Source organism: Candidatus Hamiltonella defensa 5AT (Acyrthosiphon pisum) (assembly GCF_000021705.1).
GTDB lineage: Bacteria > Pseudomonadota > Gammaproteobacteria > Enterobacterales > Enterobacteriaceae > Hamiltonella > Hamiltonella defendens.
Map to the genome: position 1 here is coordinate 193681 of NC_012751.1, position 19377 is coordinate 213057.

Consider the following 19377-nt stretch of genomic DNA (forward strand, 5'->3'; position numbering starts at 1 on the left):
AAAATAAAATGGAAGAGGCTCTATGTAGAAAGACCTAAGGTTTTTTTATCTATCTTTTTGATAAAAAAGAATATTATTTTTTTCATTATTATTCTGAAGCAAGGGCAAATTTTTTTAAATGATTAAATTTAAAGTAAGTTAATGTTTTCAACAGTACTATAACCGTTAGGATTCTGTGATTGCCAACGCCAGCTATCATCAACCATCTCTTGTAGAGAATACTTTGCTTTCCAGCCTAAATCCTGAAAAGCTTTTGCAGGGCTAGACCAACATTCCGCAATATCACCAGAGCGGCGTCCAACAATTTTGTATTGGATAGTTTTACCTACCACTTGTTCAAAAGCAGCAATCATTTCTAACACGCTAGTGCCTTTACCAGTGCCTAAGTTATAAATATGTAAGCCTGGTTTTTGGCTTACATGGTTCAGTGCCGTGATATGAGCATCTGCTAAATCCATCACATGAATATAGTCACGCACACCAGTACCATCAAGCGTTGGGTAATCGACACCAAACACCATGACTTCTTTGTATCGACCAACGGCAACCTGTGCAATATATGGCATGAGATTGTTAGGGATACCTTGAAAATCTTCACCGATTAACCCTGATTGATGAGCACCAACAGGGTTAAAATAGCGCAGTAGTGTAATTGAACATTCGTCGTGAGTAATATGTAAATCGGTTAAAACACGCTCTACCATATATTTACTGGTGCCATATGGGTTCGTGGTTGCACCTACTTTAGATTGTTCAGTAAGCGGAACTTTTTCTGGGTCACCATACACTGTCGCAGAAGAGCTAAAAATAAGGCTTTTTACGCCAGCTTTTTGCATACATTGAACCAACACCAATGTCCCATAAACATTATTGTCATAGTACTCAATTGGTTTTTGTACTGATTCACCAACCGCTTTAAGCCCTGCAAAATGGAGCACGGAAGTTATGTTGTGCTGAGTAAAAATCGCATCAATGATCGATTTATCACGCACATCACCTTCATAGAAAGTCGGTCTTGTTCCCGTAATCGTTTCAATACGGTTTAATACCTCAGGGTTGGCATTACATAAATTATCTAAAATAACAGGTTGGACACCTTGCTCAATCATCTGTACACATGTGTGGCTACCAATATAGCCGAGGCCACCCGTGACCAATACTTTTACATTATTCATTTTCACCTCTGTGAAATTAGTACTTACTAGACATAAGTGAGTAGAGCGGCGCTTGCCTTTCGGTTGGTAGTCACCCCCTCGTTAGAACCTCATCGTGCCCTACGACAACCCAGATATCTATCCTAACGAGTTCTGTTTTCGTATTATCTTTAAAATTCGTCGTTTTCATGAATTTTTTTACGAATTTCACTCAAGTTAACTTTGTGTGAAACTCGTTAGGGAAACAATCATGGCTTCCTGAACAGGCACAGCATCGTTTGCAAACGATGAACAATAATGGTTGTGTTACTAAACAAACATCATCACGTTTTTACCATTTATTAAGCGGTCATTTCAGTGACACCATAACGTTTAGCCAATGTGAATGCTCTTTGCTTGCCTGAATTACGGTTCTAGTTGGAGTTGCCTGGCAGGAGCCTAATCAATCAAGCTAATCTGCTTTCGATTATGTGCCTCAGTAGCTATTTTGGCCATGAACCGAGTGAATGACGAGGATCTATGAAATGATCCGGGACCGAATAGATGCCCATATTTTTTTAAAAATACGACGGGCATTTCTTAGTAATGAAGCAATATCTTTATTAATGATTTTTAAATCAGTAATTTCTATTTCATGGGCAAAATTATACGTATGCATTGCAATTGCATTTTTTGGTAAGTCAAACTTAGAGATAAGTTCTTCACGGTACTTATATTTTTCAGATAATTGGGTGATCTTCATTATATTGACTTTAAAACCATATCGACGAGAACAGTCTTGTGATACGCGATATAAGTTACCTGCTTTACTCACATAAATAGAACCGGCATTACGTGCTAAAGCAATATCATGAACAGCAGGCATATCAGAAATACGCCTAAAGGGTTTCTTTAATGGATCTTCACTTATAAATATTGTTAATTCATCCCCATAAGAAGCACCGTAAACTTTTTCACTAGTGAGCAAATACCACATATTTTCATTTTTAATCAAGACTGTATCAACGGCTTCTATATTACCAATAAGTGTTTTTACTTTATCCCACTTATATGGAAATTCATTACACTTATAAAGATCTACTGTGTGATTATTTGATGATTCAGGAACCATGTACAATTCAGAGTTAATCTCAAATATATAAGGGAAAGAAAGATGATAGCTCTCATTAATAATCTTTTTAATATTTATTATTTTATTTTTTTCTGTATCTAACTCACCAGCGCAAATGTATCCTCGGTCTACATCATAATTTAATCCCTCATAAAATAAATAGTATTTATTATCACAATAATAAATAAAGGGATCTGCCATTAATTCATTTTTTTTAAATTCAATGATTTTCCAATCTTTATTGCCAATTTTACGATATGCTATAACCCATTGATTTGGCATAAAAAATTTAACAAAGATATTTTTTAAAATTAAGCAAAAATAGTACAAAAAATATTCTATAAATAATATGCGTTTAGGGTTGATAATTTTAATTTTTTGATTAAATCTTTTTTCAAATAAAGTAATTTTTTCATTAATGAGCTTTTTGTTTTTTGTAAACGAAACTCTATTCGGTAGTAAGGATGATTTTATAACACTACCATCAGGGAATGAAAATTCTAATGTTAATTTATCATAAAATAAACATGAATTTACTACTTCAGCATCGATGGATTTACCACTACCAATCTTTATAGAAATCAATATTTAGCTCCATTTGTATTAAATTAAAACTTTTGGATAAAAGTTATATTTCACGTTGAAGGTTTTTTATTAATATTAAATTTAATTATTTTAGCTTATTTATTATTTTATATAATTCAATGAATAATTTACCTTTCATACTGATAGGACAATTACCTTACCATTCTGTAAATAAAATTCCGCCAAATTTAGATTTAAATGAATCTATACCCATTTTATCCTCAGTAAGTGAAACGCCACCCATATCATAAAGCTTGTATCCCTTTTCTTTAAAAAATGAAATTGCTTCAAAATGTAATGTGCGATTGGCTCTGCCAATTAAATTTCTTTCCTTGCCATCTTCTCCACGAAGAGAAACAGAACATTTTAGCCTAGCTCTATTATTGTCTACGAAATAAACATTAAATACTACAATTCTGTTATCTTTTACTGCTTTAAAGAATGCAATATTTTCTTTTTTTCTAACAAGACTTTTTTCCAGTTCATTAACGTTGGTACCAAGGTTTTTAAATTTATTAAACTTATTAAATAAAATGATAAATTCGACAATATCTTTCTGATTAATTTTTTCATTTATTAGAAACAATAATTTATCATCTCGATAACATTTATTAATTTCATTACGGGTATTTTTTGCAAATTTTTTAAAAATATCATTCAAATTTTCATTTAAATTTATTTGTAACGTGTAAAATTTTTGGAGATTAGGAAGTTGCGTATCTACTTGATAACATTTTAATATATCATACTCTGATTTTTTAATTAAGTCGTTGTATAATAGCCTGATATTATCATGATAATGACATTCTAAAATGTGCAAACTATCATCTTTGATATTCTGATGTGAACATGATATATGACAGCCTCTAGTAAATTTTTAGAATTTTAGCCTATTAAGATAAAAAATATAATTGTGTTAGATGATTGTTATATTTAATAAATTCTTTATTTTGCCTGTTTTATCTTTGGAAACTGGCGATGCTATGATACTCAGGTATATTAGTTGAAATATGCGTTTGCGGGCCAAACATAGATGCCTCCATTTTTGATCCCATATTTTTTCACATCAGTGGTTTGATCACAGTTTTGGTATATGGTTTTCTTTTATGAAATGAACTTTAGCGAACTTGAAAAGTTTAATATAACTGAAGTGTATAAACCAAAAACATCAAAAGTATAACAGATAACATTCTTCATAATTAATTCTTTTATTATTTGTATAAAAAATTATAACAAAACTCAACAAGCTCCGTTTCGATAGAAGCGATTTCAATATTATATTTAGAATATTTACTTTTTAAGTTTGTATTGTCTTTTGATATTTTTGGATCAAAATATTTATATTTGTTAGTATGTTTAATGCTTTTAAGACAACAAAAGTCACATACTTTTTGTACTGTTTGATCATATTTATAGATGAAGTCTTCAAAAGGCAATCGTAGAACGCTTTTTTTATCTTCTTGATCAAATTTTTGATGTTCTCTAAGGATTTTAAACCAGTTAATATAGTCATGAATATTTTCAGTAGGAATCCACTTCTCATTCCAAAGACATTTATTTAAAAGATATAAATCACGAGGATCACGATCAATAACAATAATTTTTAAATCGTCAAAATACTTCAAATAATGATGAGTATTATTAGGTGGAACAAGTTGATCAAATATTACATACTCTTTTAAATCGTAATTAGATGCATTGATTAAATTTCGCAAATACTTACGAGTTTCTATATAAAATTTCTCTCTTGGGTAAGAATAATACATTTTTTTATTAAAAATCTTTCCATAAATTTTTGCCCCACCTTCTTTCATACCTAGAATTTTTTTCTGATAAAATCTCTCAAGGTAATATATAAATTTTTTAATAGACGTATCACTAATAACATCTTGATGAAAAAAACCGTTCCACTCTATATTAATAATATTTCTTAAATATTCGTTTGTAATTTTTTTAAATTTCTTATTAAAAAAATTCTCATATGGATAAACATTACTTTTGCTAAGAAAATTTATATACTTTATATAGTTATTGATATGGTAACTTGTAGTTAATCGATTATTATTTTGGACAATCCCATAGTCTAAATCTCTAAGTCCATGAGGATCGTGCAAAAACCTAAACTCGAAATTTCCAAATGAACAAACATTAGAAAATTCTTTTAGTAAATCGGAAACAACACTTGAACCCGTACCACCATAACCAGTACATGTGATTACCTTTGGTCCTAACATTTACTTATTAGCTCCAGATATTGCTTTTATAATATCAAAAATATTGTGGACTGATTCTTCAAGCTCTCGCAGTTTTTGAAGTGTAATGACAGATAATTTATTTTTTATGTCAGTTGTAGAAACGTTTTCAGTTCGTTTTAGATAAATAACTTCACATATATCATTTAAATCATCAAAATGACCTGTCCAGTCATCTCCTATTCCTAGGATGTTGACTTTATTATTAATGATATCTGATCTTTTTTGTTCCCATGTATTTTCGGGAAGAACCAAATCAACATATTTGCAAGATTCAACTATTTCTTTTCGTTCTTCATAGCAAAAAAATGATTTCTTGTCTTTAAGTTGATTGAAACCGTCAGTGGAGATTACAACAATCAGATAGTCACCAAGTGCTTTTAGTCGCTTCAAAAGACGAATGTGCCCTACATGGAAAAGATCAAATGTTCCGTATGTTATAACTTTTTTTATCAATTGATATTGCCTGAAAATTGATCTGTGAACCAAGGACGGTTTAAAATATAACAAAAATAGAATAACCCATAGCTTATAAATAATAGGCTGAATGTTAATTTTTGTTTTATATGTGTATATATATGCATATAAAGTATCGGGAGTATATACTGCAACGGAACATAGATTCTGATAGCCATCTCTCTATTAAATGATAGAAAAACAGATACTGATAATATTAACACATATAACTTTAATAAATCTGTATATATTTTATTATTTATTCTATATTTGTAAAAATACAAGAAAATTAACAGATGGGAAAAATATAAAAAAATATACATATGTATGGTCGATATTGAACGTTTCGCATTAAAATGTATATGTTTGGCCAATGTTTTTTGTACTATATGGTAATCTCCATATTTATTTATTATAAACAGTCCAAAATCATCTAAGAACAATAACAATGCAATAATAAAAATAAAAAATATTGCTTTAAGATTTATAAATCTAGAGAATACTAATAACAGTAAAAAAATAATGTTTGAATAATGGATAAGTGTAGAAAATATAAATAGAAAACCCGAAAGGAAATTTATTTTTTTTTTATTTAAATAAACAGCCAACCCTAAAAAAAAAAATGAAATACTGATAGGTTGTCTAAAATAATTAATTATTCCAAGAAGCGGTGCTAGACTAAATAAAAGAAACCATATAAATATGGTTATATGAGATTTTACATTTTTACCAAATATGATATACGCAAAAAATATATTTACCCCATAAATTAATGATAAAATCAGTAAGTATGCAGTTGGATTACTAGTAATTAATTGAATTAACGAAGTTATAACTACAAATAAGGGTTCAAAATTATTGTTATTGTAAAGAAAATTTTCTACATAATCTCTGGTATCTGAACCAATTGAGTAATCACGCAGCCCAAATAATGTCACATATATTATTATTAATAATAAGGAAACAAATATAGAAAAAGAATTGTTTTTAATTATTGCACAAAAAACAGCTATTAATAAATAAATTAACGATAAATTTAATAAAAAAGTTGGACTATATTCAGATATCATCTTTAAAAACCTGCGACCAACTCTTAGCTATGGATGATATATCAAAGACATTCATTTCTGAATAAGCTTGCCTTATAATTCTATTTCTTAAATTTTCATCATTAATTAAAAGATCAATCTTATTCGCTAATTCTTGTACATTTGAGATATCAACTAATATACCATTTATCATATCATTAATTAATTTTTTTCCGCCACTTGTTTTTGTTGAAATAACAGCACATCCTTGAGATTTTGCTTCAAGTATACTCAATCCCATTCCTTCAAATAAAGAAGGTAATATACTTATTGTTGATCTTCTAAGATATTTCACTATATCATTTGTTGACTCATAAAATGATATATTTTTTAATTCTAAATTTTGAGCTAGTGATATGCATTCTTCTTTATCAGATCCATCACCTACAATCTGTAATTTCCAATTTTTATGTTTGGGCTCAATTATTTTCCAAGCTTTTATTAAATCGTCAACGCCTTTCTTCTTGGTTACCCGTCCAACAAAGATTACAACTTTATCATACTCGTTCGCTGCTCTTATGTAAGTTGGGATTGGGCATGGATTAAAAATAAATTTTATTTTTTCATCTTTTACAACATCTGGTGTAGTGTCGGTATTTTTGAATAAACAGACTACATCATCAAATACATCAAAAATCATGCGAACTCGATGCTTAGTGGTACGGCGAGACATATAAAATGTTTCGAATTCATTATTTCCACCATGAGAGAAATAAACAAGCTTAATATTTTTAAAAAAACCCAATTTTCTCCAAAAATAAATAGGTTCTATATAAGCTGATTTATTTACAATTAGGTATGAGCTTTTTGCTTCTTTTAAAATAGGAAGAATTAAGAGCAAATTTATGGGTAAAGCTAATATTTTGTTCTTGAAAATATATTTTTTAATTTTGAAATTTATATTTTTCTCTAAGCCAAAATATGCTTTACCAGGAATAACTGATAGTATTTTACAATTAAAGCCCATTTGTGAAAAATAGTTAGCCCATAAACTGATTACTCGAACTACACCGCCAGCACTAACCATACTTTCAGTTAAAAATACTAATTTTTTAATCCTGTTTTTCATCACTTAATCCAAATTTTCAATAATAAATTTGTGTATTTTTTGACAACTTCCATATTTTATCTCATTAAAAAAATTATTAGTTTTATGTCTTTCAGTTTTATAATAGGATTCATCATCTAATAGTTTAGATATTTCATAGATAAATTCACTCTGACTTGTGGGTTTTGGACCAGGTGTAACATTTTGATAATCAAAGTTTAAACCCACGTTATTTTCGTACAATTTTAAATCGTACGGTAAGAATAAGACAGGTTTATTTAATATTAAAAAATCAAAATAAATGCTTGAATAATCCGTTACTAATAGATCAAATTTCGCTATGACATCCATCACCTCGTTACAAACATCTGATGAAAAATTTTTAATCCATTCTGAATTTTTTATCTCTATTTTTTGTAAATGATGTGGTCTTAAGCAAAGTAAAATATTGTTCTTTTTTAAGTACTCTTCAAGAATATCTTGATTAAAGTCTGAAAATGGAAAAAACTTAGTATCTTCACCAACCCAGTCATTACCGTAGAGTCCCACTCTCCATGTCGGAGCATATAAGATAATTCTTTCGTATTTGGGTAAATCAGAAATATAATCATTGATAGAATAATGGCTTACAAATAAGCTATCATTTCTTGGTTGCCCGAATGGCTTTATTTTTTTATCATTAATTAAGAAACTTTTTGAATAAATTGATGATAAATTTGAGCTCGTTGTAGAAAATAAATTATAATGTTTTGCAAACATTTTTAGGGTTAAAAAGATTCTTAATTTTTGTAAACCTGAGTACCCCATAATACCTACTTTTTTCAGAGGAATACCATGCCATAAATTAATTAAAATTCTAATCTTATGCCCAAATGGTGTTTTAAGAGGGAAACTACCATCTGTAACCCAAACTTTTGCATTTGATATTATTATTATATCTTTTATCTTTTTAGTTGTTAAAAATTTATCACCATATTTTAAAATAAGTTTTTTTCTTAATTTATCGTCATTTATAATATATCTGACATCAAAGATGTTCTTTTTGAGTGAATATTCAAACAATGCTTTAGAGTTGAATTTAATATTGTTTTTATCAAATGTAAAAATTACCAATTTTTTTTTGGGGCGATATAATAAAGGTAAAAAAAAGCAAAAAATATAATTAAATAGATATTTCATTATTCTATAGATTATGTGAACGTGGCTTAATCTAAATTAAGTAATAGCCATCAGTTTACTCGAACAGTAAGGTTAATATATCAATATCATCATCCCATGGTATAAATCCGCCATGTCTTTTGGCTCCTAATAATGTTCCGCTATCAATCCAACAATTAATATTGTGTTTATTACAAATCCGATCTATTTCTTTTAAACCTTCCAATAAAAGTAATTGTGCTTGTCGTAGTACTGATTTTTCTATTGTCATAAATTTTTATTCCAAATTTATATTATGTTTATTACTACATTTTCATAATAGAAAATGAATATATAATATTTCAGGTTTTTTATTTACAGCTTTATTTCCTATTTTCTGCAAGAAAATATGTTAATATGGAGTTTTTAGTTAGAATCATTAATATTAAAAATATTTCCAATATCTAATTGATTTTCAAGTAAATATATTTTAACTAAATATATATCGTGAACTGTAGTACCGACGTTTTAACATATAATTCTTTCATGATATTTTTCTCTTTCCAAAAGCTGATACCATTCACTACATCACTAACTTCATGAGCTTTATTTTTAAAATTATAATAATATTTAAATCCACTTACATGAGAAAAATTATCAAAAAAAACTTTATTAAAAAATAAATCACAATTCATAAAACCTCGAGTATGAATTGGAACCAAAAGACAACCTTCTTTAAAAGCATTATCTGGAGCAATGTTGCCATCAAAAAAAGTAACTGATGATATAATAATGTCGCTATTTAAAATACAGTCAAAGTATGTTTCACAAATTTGAAAGGTGACTATATGAGATTCAACTATTTTTTTGCAAAAAGCTTTATCGAATGTGTTGCTACTTTAGCAGTTCTCATCGTAGTAATGAAATTTGCGTCCATAATAGCCTTAATATCACCAGTATTAATATTATAGAGCATTATTTGGCTATTTATTAATGGTATTCTATCTGGAAACGATTAACTACTTTTATGCCCCCAAAATCGACATGTGGTAGCAGGCATGGTATAAAATTATAAAAGGAATCTTGATTAGGCTTCAAACTTGTTTTTGGCGGTAATATTGATTGATTTTTATTGACTCAGAAATCCAAGAAAAAATTTGCTGCGACTGAATATTTATTGAAATTATATCTTTATTTGAAAGTAATTTCATATTTTTCTGATTCTTTAATCAATAATAATAAAATGGATAAAATAAACATATTTTTTAAAACAAAATACATATATTTAGTATCTATCCTCTCCGTTTTTATATTTTGTAATATGAAATCATACTCAAGGACAAAAAAATATTTTGAAAAAATTTCAAGAAAATCATGAATTGTTCTATATTGGGTATTATAAAAATGACCTATCTTCATATCATGATCTTTTATAATGATTCTATTCTTTAAAGTAGACACACCTTCCTCTATAAAAAGATAGCCTTTATAATTTTTACTGATTTTTTTAAAGATTAAATCTAATTCTTTATCTAAAAAAAACTGTAATAAAAATTGAATTAATACAAAATCCCCATTTTTTAAATAATTACTAATATTTAAAAAATTGTCGTTAATAAATTTTATTCTTTCATTTTTATTAACTAGTGAATTAGCTAACGCTATTTGTTGACTACTAAAATCGATCCCTACATAGTTTAAATTTAAGCGTATCGCTAAACTGCAAGCATAGCCGGTTCCGCATCCCGGATTAATAATCCTAGATGCTTTAATATCATATGAATTGAAAATTTTCTTTAAAATTGCAAATTCATTATTTTCTCTTTCTTCAATTTCGGTATTATTAAAATGTATATTTAATGAATTTACTGAGGAATCATCATAAAAAGGCTTAACCTCTAATTTACTTACATCTTCATCATTACATGTTGTATATTTCATTAATGTATTATCTCTTGATTAATATATTTTTAGTTCATTTATTACTTTAGCTACGCCTTTCAACAGCCGATCGATATCAGCTGAATTCAGATCACCCATCGTAGAAATTCGAAATAGTGTTTTTGATAAATCCCTTTGTCCTGCATAAATCACAAAACCTTCTGCTTTCAATGCATCATGTAACTTGGCATACGTCAGCCCTGTTGGTAAATGGTAGGCACGTAACACTACTGATGACTGAGAAATGGGTACGACTGGCTCAATTCCGAGAGCCTTCATCCCTATCAGTACCTGTTCGGACAGTGCTGAATAATTTTGGTAACGAGTTCTTCGGCCTCCCTGTTCCTCGAGTTCACACAGCGCTGCCGCTAGCGAATAATAGGCATGTATAGCAGGTGTGAACGGTGTATCGCGTTGATCTTGCAAATGAATCAATCGCTTAAGGTCAAGATAATAAGTACGACTGGTTGCCTGACAGATAGCAGTACGACGTACTACCACGAATGAAACCCCTGGCACAGCATGTAGACATTTGTTAGCCGTTGCCGCGATACCGATTAGGCTTTCGTCGGAGAAATTTAATTGCTCCGCACCGAAACTGCTGACCGCGTCGACAAGTAACTTAACGCCCCGTTCACAACATAATTTGCTTAGCGATGGCAAATCATTAAGCCGCCCTGTAGTAGTCTCGTGATGTACTACCGCTAAGTGACTGAAACGTTGATCTTTAAGTGTAGAATCAAGCTCCGAGGTAATCACATCGAGGTTAAGCCCCTGCATCCAATCTCCGACGATCCTTTTATACATAATACCGTATTGAGCAGAGATTTGTGCAATACGCTCACCATAGACACCATTTTCGACAATGAGCAAGCGACCTGTTTCAGGAACTAACCCCGCCAACATGCTTTCAACAGCCGCAGTACCTGAACCTGTTATTAATATCGCTGCCCATTGAGCCGGATCTAACTCATAAATTGCTAAAATCCGTTTTTTTATCTCATCTTGCAAATCAAAAAATTCGCTTTCACGATGACACAAATCAGGCTGCAACAAACTGTTACGTACATATTCCGTTAATGTTACAGGGCCAGGGTTTAGTAATAGCATTAGTTAGCTCCAGTAACCGCAATATGTCGCATCAACCGTGTTTTTACATCAACAGGAGTCATAGAGGGACGGGGTAAATTTTTAGGCATGGCTATCCTTGTCAAGAGGCAGGCAAAACGGGGACCAGCTGAGGGTACTGAACTTAGCCAAGTATCGATTTCTTCAATATCATCCGTTTCAAGTGATGACGCATACCCACAGGCCGTAGCAACACCCGCAAATGAAAGATGAGGTGACACTGTTGCTTGCCCTCCGGTTGAGTTATGGACACCATTGTCAAGTAATAGATGCTGTATGTTCGATAAACCATAAGCACCCACAGTGGCGAATGCTCCCATCCGCATTAATGCTGCACCATCACCATCAAGTATCACCACTCTTAAATCCGGGCGTGCCAAAGCAAATCCGAGTGCTAACGGTACCACACAACCCATTGATCCGACCATATATAACTGGTTAGGTCGATCGTCGATGGCATACAATACCCGCCCACAAAATCCCGTTGATGCAAAAACCACTGTCGAAGTGGTTGGTGTTTTTTCAATTACTTTTTGTAAGGCTTGATATTGTGATGGCCTAAATATAGGCTCAAGGCCTCGCCATTTCGAAAATACACAGGAAGTTGTTTTATTAGTCGACACTACAGCCATACTGGATTTAAGCGGATAAGAGGCTACACTTCCCTTTTGCATGACTAACGCATAGGGTCGTCCCGTTTTGTCCATATGAGCTATCGATCTATCTAAGGCTGGGACTATGGCATCAGGCTCGGTGGGAAATAATTCCCAAGGGATCTCCATCTTTTCCAGTATTGCGGGTGTAATCGGCCCCATCAATGCATGCTGTGGCTCGTCAGCAACACCGGGTTGACCACGCCAGGTAACGATCAGTAACTGTGGCAAACGAAATGTCCAAGTCAACGAAGTTAAAGGACTGACTGCGTTACCCAGTCCTGAATTTTGCATCATCGCAATACCACGTCGGTGAGATAGCCCAGTTGCTCCGGAGAGTGCAACGCCAGCAATCAACGCAACAGCATCACCTTCATTAGCCACAGATACATAACGTAGAGATGGTTCCTGCAATACATAATTGATAAAAGGGGTTAGATAGGAGCAGGGCACACCAGCATACCAGTCAAAGCCCCTTTCGCGCGCTGCTTCAACAAATTGATGCGCTTCAATCATTGATCAATCTCCGGTTTGTATGACAAATTCTCTGTATTTTTTAGCGGTGTCTGTGCATTGGTGAAATCATTGAGATCATTCACACTACGCCAATGACCATGAATATAAAGCACTTCTATGGCGGCACCATCTGCAATCAACGCATTTAGTAGTTCTGGCATACCAAAGGTATTAAATTCAGGTTGCATACGTAGATTCGTTAACACAATTTTCAATCTGTTTAACCCTTTACCAGACACATTTAGTAGACCAATCCAGCGTCCTTGTACCAAAGGATCTTCATAAGGCACAGCGTTTAAATCGTTGGTGACATGTTTGAGTAGTACTTTTTGACCAAGCATTCCTCGATTATCTTTTTCAGTACAATAAACGAAGTTACGTACAGTACGATTGTCAGCACTTGTTTGTGATGAATCAACGACGACACAAAATTCAGCAGTATTTTCAAGCAAATCACGCAATACATAATGACGAAATAATAAATCACCATAGCAGATAGTAACTTCGCTGTTAATTTTATCGATGGCACAGGTTAGTGATACCAATTCACCGGTTGTTGCGTAATTTTGATTGACAACCAATCTAATCCCGGCATTATCGATGTTTTCCGCACGATAACCACCGACTACCGTGATGTCATTAATCCCCTCTTTTTTGAAGCCATCGACCAACCAACGTAATAATGATTTACCGGCAATCGGTAACATGACTTTTGGACGGTCATGAGTAATAGGCTCCAGTTCACGCGCCCCACGACTAGCAGCCAGCACAAGCCCCACACGTGGGCTACTGGAAGCCGATAAATAAATTTTTTCGGCAGCAGTATATTCAGCAGCATTTTGCAAACGAAAAATTTCGTTAACAGAAGCAATGCGATCTTCTACATTGATCAACGTTTGAGTTTCGTAAATTTCTTTAACTACGCTTTGCATCGCAGAAACTGCTGAACGTACCGAATGGTTTGCCCAGATCACCGTACTAATACCGGCTTGACGAAATACATCGGTCGCTGTGCTGTAGTAGCGTGTTGGAACAATGACCAGTGGAGTGCCGCGATCGGCCCATTCACGGGCAAAAGCCACGATCTCATCTGATTTTGAGAGTTTACTGTGGATCAATATCGCATCAGCGCCAGCGAGCCGATAAGCTTCCGCACGGCGTAATGCTTCATCCATCCCCCAACCGGCAATTAAAGCTTCAACACGGGCAACGATAGAAAAATTTGAATCGGTTTGAGTGTCTTTGCCTGCTTTAATTTTTCCAACAAATTCTTCAATGTCGGCCAAAGGTTGGCGCTCTCCGTTAATGAAACTATTTGTTTTTGGAAATTGCTTATCTTCTATACAAACTCCAGCAACACCACGTTGCTCAAGCTTTCGTACCAAACGACGCATGTTATTAAAGTTGCCATAACCTGTGTCACCATCCAGTAAAATAGGTAGATTGCTTGCATCTACCATAAATTCAAGCATGTCAACTACTTGGGTCCAACTCACTTCATTGTTATCACGAACACCAAATTGTGCTGAAATCGACAGACCCGATGCCCAGATCCCACGAAAACCGGCTTCACGTACAATGCGAGCAGACAAACCGTTGTGGGCTTCCATAAGAAATTCAAGTTCATCACTTAACAACATTTGTCGTAATTGCGCACTATGAGTTAACGGAATTTTATTAGTAGAATCGATGGTATAAGAAGGGGAAAGAGTACTCACTAAACAACTCCTAATAATGGTTTTAGCTGAGGCAAAATTTCATTTTTTGCGCGTATGATATCCTTAGGAAAATCAATTTCCATCCATGGAGCCCCTGTGATATCACGAACTTCAAATATATGATTGTATTCTTGTAATAAATCACGCACGGCTTCTTCATGAGGCATATGCGCACGGTTACTATCGATATACTCTCGCACAATAGTAGCAAAGCGTTGTGCTGCCGATTCATCAAAACGAAAGAAACCAACTGATTCGCCAACAGTGTCGTATTTTAGGTCAACTGATAGTTTCTTTCTTAATTCAACAGGAATCCCATCACGTATACAGAGCTTAACGGGCTCCTCACCCTCTTCAAAATTATAATCAATCAACAAACGGTTTATTGATTGATTATTGGCTACCAAGGCACTTAAAATATCTATGTCGCACAACACATCGGCATCCATCAACAGCACATCACCTCCTCGAGTTACTGCATCTGTCACAGTATGAACAGTTAGCACGCTCCCGAGATCAAAAGATGAATTCACAAAAGTTTCGGGGGATGGCTGCCAATTTAGGCGTTTAATTTCAGCCTCAATTAATTCATGACGAAAACCAAGTGCAAGAGTGACATCATAGACCCCCACACTTTTTAAAAGTATCAGGTGACGTTCAAGTAAAGTTTTACCATCAAATTGTAACAGGCATTTTGGTATTTGTTCCTGTTTAGGTTGCTGTAGACGTAGACCTTGACCTGCAGCAAGAATGACAGCCCGCATTAAAAATGCCTCCAATAATCACTTTCGGAGTAACACGAAAACATTTTATATAAATTCAAATTTTTTATAACGCCTTATCACAGCTATTATTAATACCCTTTCCTTCCCCTGATAAATCAAACCCGCTAGAAGTAACGTGAGGCCAATCAATAAAGCACAGCTGATTAATACAAAAATAGGGTGAGTAAAATATTGAGGTATCGATTGACACCCAAAATAAGCGAACACCAAGAATAATAGGAGCCAGCTTGACCACTTGAGAGCGCGCAAGAGGTCAAATTCATAACCTATTTTTCTTAATCCCTGTAAGCTCGCAAGCATCATAACCCAGTAGCTGATCGAGGTAGCGAGCGCGACGCCGAATATTCCCCAATGAAAGATGAAAAGAAAAACACTGTTGAGGATGACATTGGCAATGAGGCCCAGTAGGGTGCGCCATACCATTAAGCGAATTTTACGCTCCACTTGAAAAATTTGATCAAAGGGCTTGTTCAGAAAGAAAGGTAAGATCACACCACTATAAGCCATTAAGGCAATCGAAACACTTTCAGTGTCTGCGACCGTAAATAATCCCCGCTCTAATAGTAATGCCACTATGGCTTTGCCTGCCACTATCATCAATAGGGTTGCCCCAAAACCAACGTAAATGACCAGCGCTAACAGATCATCCATTTTTTTTACTCGTTCTTTTTTGTCTGATTGCTCGGCTATCACAGTGATAAAAGTATTCTCTAATCCCATCAGACCAGGGAGTACATAGGTGATGCTCACCGCATAAAATAACGCAGAGACCATGCCGACCGTTAAAAATGAAACAAATAGCTGATCTGTGAAGGTATAAAAATATTGCGTGCCTTGTAAAATCATCAGGCCCGGTGCTAGTACGAGTGATTGACGAACAATAAACGAGAAAGGATTACTGAGCGGGAGGACAAAACGCCATGTTCTGCATAAAAGGTATAAAAATGCTCCTGTGACTCCCATACTATAAGACCAGAATAAAACGTTAGGATAGTGATAAAAGCAGACAATACAAAGCATCGTTATCAGCGATAATAAAAATTCCCCTTGATACAAGGGCGAAAATTGTCGCACAGAGCGCAAAACAGCCCCCATATGTCGAAAGGGCACATATAAGATAATGGCCGGTAATAACCAAGGCAGAGACTGAGCCAGGAGTTTTTTTCTCTCCGGATTAAATCCTATGGGTAATAAGGATAATTGATGACTGAACAGATAAACCATGAAGGCTAACAGTAAAGATCCGAGAAAAATAAACGACATGTAACCAGAAGCGATTTTTTTAAATTCTTCTTTTTGTCCATTTTTCCAGGTTTTCACCATATGGGGGACCGACATAACATCTGCGATCTCGCCCCATGAAAACACCAGAATGCCCAACAATACCGTCGCCATAAAAAAAACATCCAGTTGTGCATTTAAACCGATCATGGCCGCTATGATGATGTGTTTTGTTAAGCCCGATAATCTTGCCAGCCCTCTCCAGAAAATGGAGGCGTTAATGGATTTGTGAAAAGACTCTTGTTTCATTCATTGAATTTTCAGTTTATTTAAAATTAAGTGATAAGGAGGATGCCATGAAAAATTTATCGCTTTTTTACATTCTTTAAAGACGCTACCGCCCTTGGCGGTGAGCGACCAATGTAGCGGGGGTGTGACTGTAACAATGTTATTGTGCAAATTTATTATCAAAAAGTAACAATAGATTGATTGAAAAATGGCCGTTAACCCAAACTTACCAACTGCTCTAATAAGTCAATCTGCTCTGGAGAATCGTTCAGCGCCGGAATGTATTCGAATTTTTTGCCCCCGGCCTTCAAAAATATCTCTTTGTTTTGTTCTTTGATTTCTTCTAATGTTTCTAAGCAATCAGCGGAAAACCCAGGGCAGAGTACTTGAATATGTTTGATGCCCTTAGCTGGCAAGCTTTTTAATGTTTTATCGGTGTATGGCGTTAACCAGGGCTCCCAGCCAAAGCGGGACTGATAGGTCATCATGATTTTATTGTTGTGTAACCCTAAAGCCGTGCTGAGTGCACGATATGTGTCTTCACAGCGCTTTGGGTAATCATCCCCCAAACGCACGTAACGTTGAGGAATACCATGAAAGGAAAGCAATAATTTATCGGGTTGGCCATGTTTTTCAAAATAACGTGCGACACTTTGTTTTAGTGCATTGATATAGGAAGGGTGCTGAGCATAATCACGAATAAAGTAAATTGAGGGTAAAGAACGATATTTTTTTAAAATGCCAGACACCGCATCCCAAACAGAACCGCAGGTGGTCGCAGAATATTGTGGATAAAGCGGCAATATCACCAGTTTTATGATCCCTTGAGTGATTAATCGGTTAATCGCGTCACCTAAAGAAGGAGAGCCATAGCTCATCGCCAATTCTACGGAGGCATCTGGTAAGCGTGCTGCCAATGCTTTTTGCTGGCGATCGCTATAAACCAATAGAGGGGAACCTTCAGGCATCCATATAGATTGATATAGTTTAGCCACTCGTCTAGAACGAAAGGGTAAAACGATGCCCCGCAAAAGTGGCCACCATAAAATAGGGGGAGTGTCTATTACCCTTCGATCACTGAGAAATTGTTTAAGATAGCGTTTAATAGCAGGAACAGTAGGGGCATCTGGAGTGCCTAGATTCACTAAAAGTACGCCAAGTTTACTTTTTACCACCCATTTTCCTCATGATATGAATCAGCTGCCTAAATTTCAGGGGCATACTATCTATCATCATAAATGATTGCAACAACAGTGATCAAAAAAGGCAGGTGCCTACGCACGAGGGCAGCTAGCTAACGGAGTTTGTTTGTCGCTGAGAGACAGGTTTTTAGCAATACCCGTAACTCATTAATTTTTCATACCTTCTATCAAGCAATTTCAAAGAATCAAACTGCTTCAAATATTCCAGATCTTTGATCAATCGCTCTTTGAGTGACTCCGCCATTGCTTTGGGATCACGGTGTGCACTTCCCAAAGGTTCAGGGAGTACGGTATCAATCATTTTTAATTCTTTCAGGCGATGCGCGGTGATCCCCATCGTTTCTGCTGCAACTGAGGCTTTATCGGCGCTTTTCCATAAAATAGACGCACAGCCTTCAGGCGAAATCACAGAATAAGTACTGTATTGCAACATATTCACCACATCACCCACAGCAATCGCCAAAGCACCGCCAGATCCTCCTTCACCAATAACCGTGCAAATGATAGGCGTTTTCAAACGTGACATTTCACGTAAATTTCGCGCGATGGCTTCAGACTGGCCCCTTTCTTCGGCGCCAACACCTGGGTAGGCTCCAGGCGTATCGATAAAAGTCAACAGGGGCAATCTAAAACGCTCAGCCATTTCCATCAAACGCAACGCTTTTCGATACCCTTCAGGAGAAGGCATCCCAAAATTACGTCGAATTTTTTCTTTGGTTTCTCTCCCTTTCTGATGACCTATCACCATGACGGGCTTTTGATTCAGGCGCGCAATGCCGCCAACAATCGCCTTATCATCACCATAATGACGATCACCCGCTAATTCTTCAAAATCCGTGAAAATATGCTCAATATAATCAAGCGTATAAGGGCGATTCGGATGGCGAGCCAGTTGAGCAATTTGCCAGGCAGAAAGATGAGAAAAGATTTTATGCGTGAGCTGAATACTTTTATCACGCAATTTTTGGATCTCTTCGTCTAGATCAATATTGAGGGGGTTGTCTTGACGGTTAATGGCGGTTAAAGAATCGATTTTTGCTTCCAGCTCTACAATAGGCTGCTCAAAATCAAGAAAATTTAAATTCAAACTCATT

Annotated in this window: 17 protein-coding genes; all 17 read right to left on the reverse strand. The window is 34.5% G+C overall.

The window, feature by feature from the left end; translation table 11 throughout:
* Positions 1-128 precede the first annotated feature (128 nt).
* Positions 129-1175 carry a UDP-glucose 4-epimerase GalE gene (gene galE / locus HDEF_RS01045; protein ID WP_012737924.1) on the reverse strand — a complete coding sequence of 349 codons (1047 nt, stop codon included), beginning with the start codon at positions 1173-1175 and terminating at the stop codon, positions 129-131.
* Between the two features lie 496 nt (positions 1176-1671).
* A complete protein-coding gene (locus HDEF_RS01050) occupies positions 1672-2850 on the reverse strand; it encodes a glucosamine inositolphosphorylceramide transferase family protein (RefSeq protein ID WP_012737925.1) in 1179 nt (392 codons plus the stop codon).
* 157 nt (positions 2851-3007) lie between these two features.
* Positions 3008-3670, reverse strand: coding sequence for a peptidoglycan bridge formation glycyltransferase FemA/FemB family protein (locus tag HDEF_RS01055; protein ID WP_012737926.1), 663 nt, complete (start codon positions 3668-3670; stop codon positions 3008-3010).
* A gap of 391 nt (positions 3671-4061) precedes the next feature.
* Entirely contained in the window at positions 4062-5084 is a 1023-nt protein-coding gene (locus HDEF_RS01060) for a sulfotransferase family protein (RefSeq protein WP_012737927.1), read from the reverse strand.
* Entirely contained in the window at positions 5085-5558 is a 474-nt protein-coding gene (tagD, locus tag HDEF_RS01065; protein ID WP_012737928.1) for a glycerol-3-phosphate cytidylyltransferase, read from the reverse strand. It lies immediately after the preceding gene.
* Positions 5555-6628: an EpsG family protein gene (locus tag HDEF_RS13675; protein WP_012737929.1), complete on the reverse strand. Its 1074-nt coding sequence runs from the start codon at positions 6626-6628 to the stop codon at positions 5555-5557. The genes tagD and HDEF_RS13675 overlap by 4 nt, the downstream gene beginning before the upstream one ends.
* A complete protein-coding gene (locus HDEF_RS01075; RefSeq protein WP_012737930.1) occupies positions 6618-7715 on the reverse strand; it encodes a glycosyltransferase in 1098 nt (365 codons plus the stop codon). The genes HDEF_RS13675 and HDEF_RS01075 overlap by 11 nt, the downstream gene beginning before the upstream one ends.
* 3 nt (positions 7716-7718) lie before the next feature.
* The gene (locus HDEF_RS01080; RefSeq protein ID WP_012737931.1) at positions 7719-8873 is read right to left on the reverse strand and encodes a CDP-glycerol--poly(glycerophosphate) glycerophosphotransferase; all 1155 of its coding nucleotides are present in this window, start codon (positions 8871-8873) and stop codon (positions 7719-7721) included.
* Positions 8874-8928: 55 nt separating this feature from the next.
* Positions 8929-9123 (reverse strand): LicD family protein, encoded by a 195-nt coding sequence (locus HDEF_RS01085; RefSeq protein ID WP_012737932.1) that lies wholly within the window; start codon positions 9121-9123, stop codon positions 8929-8931.
* An 899-nt stretch (positions 9124-10022) separates the two neighbouring features.
* Complete coding sequence (locus tag HDEF_RS01095; RefSeq protein ID WP_012737933.1) at positions 10023-10772, reverse strand: class I SAM-dependent methyltransferase; 750 nt, start codon at positions 10770-10772, stop codon at positions 10023-10025.
* A gap of 18 nt (positions 10773-10790) precedes the next feature.
* Positions 10791-11882, reverse strand: a complete 1092-nt coding sequence (locus tag HDEF_RS01100; protein ID WP_012737934.1) for an aminotransferase class V-fold PLP-dependent enzyme — start codon at positions 11880-11882, stop codon at positions 10791-10793.
* The gene (aepY, locus tag HDEF_RS01105) at positions 11882-13069 is read right to left on the reverse strand and encodes a phosphonopyruvate decarboxylase (RefSeq protein WP_012737935.1); all 1188 of its coding nucleotides are present in this window, start codon (positions 13067-13069) and stop codon (positions 11882-11884) included. The genes HDEF_RS01100 and aepY overlap by 1 nt, the downstream gene beginning before the upstream one ends.
* A complete protein-coding gene (gene aepX / locus HDEF_RS01110; protein WP_012737936.1) occupies positions 13066-14787 on the reverse strand; it encodes a phosphoenolpyruvate mutase in 1722 nt (573 codons plus the stop codon). Before aepX ends, aepY begins: the two co-directional genes overlap by 4 nt.
* On the reverse strand, positions 14787-15551 hold the full coding sequence (locus HDEF_RS01115) for a phosphocholine cytidylyltransferase family protein (RefSeq protein WP_012737937.1): 765 nt from the start codon (positions 15549-15551) through the stop codon (positions 14787-14789). The genes aepX and HDEF_RS01115 overlap by 1 nt, the downstream gene beginning before the upstream one ends.
* A gap of 45 nt (positions 15552-15596) precedes the next feature.
* Positions 15597-17102, reverse strand: coding sequence for a murein biosynthesis integral membrane protein MurJ (murJ, locus tag HDEF_RS01120; RefSeq protein ID WP_012737938.1), 1506 nt, complete (start codon positions 17100-17102; stop codon positions 15597-15599).
* Positions 17103-17296: 194 nt separating this feature from the next.
* Positions 17297-18256: a ferrochelatase gene (gene hemH, locus HDEF_RS01125; RefSeq protein ID WP_012737940.1), complete on the reverse strand. Its 960-nt coding sequence runs from the start codon at positions 18254-18256 to the stop codon at positions 17297-17299.
* Between the two features lie 154 nt (positions 18257-18410).
* Complete coding sequence (accA, locus tag HDEF_RS01130) at positions 18411-19370, reverse strand: acetyl-CoA carboxylase carboxyl transferase subunit alpha (RefSeq protein ID WP_044612432.1); 960 nt, start codon at positions 19368-19370, stop codon at positions 18411-18413.
* Positions 19371-19377 lie beyond the last annotated feature (7 nt).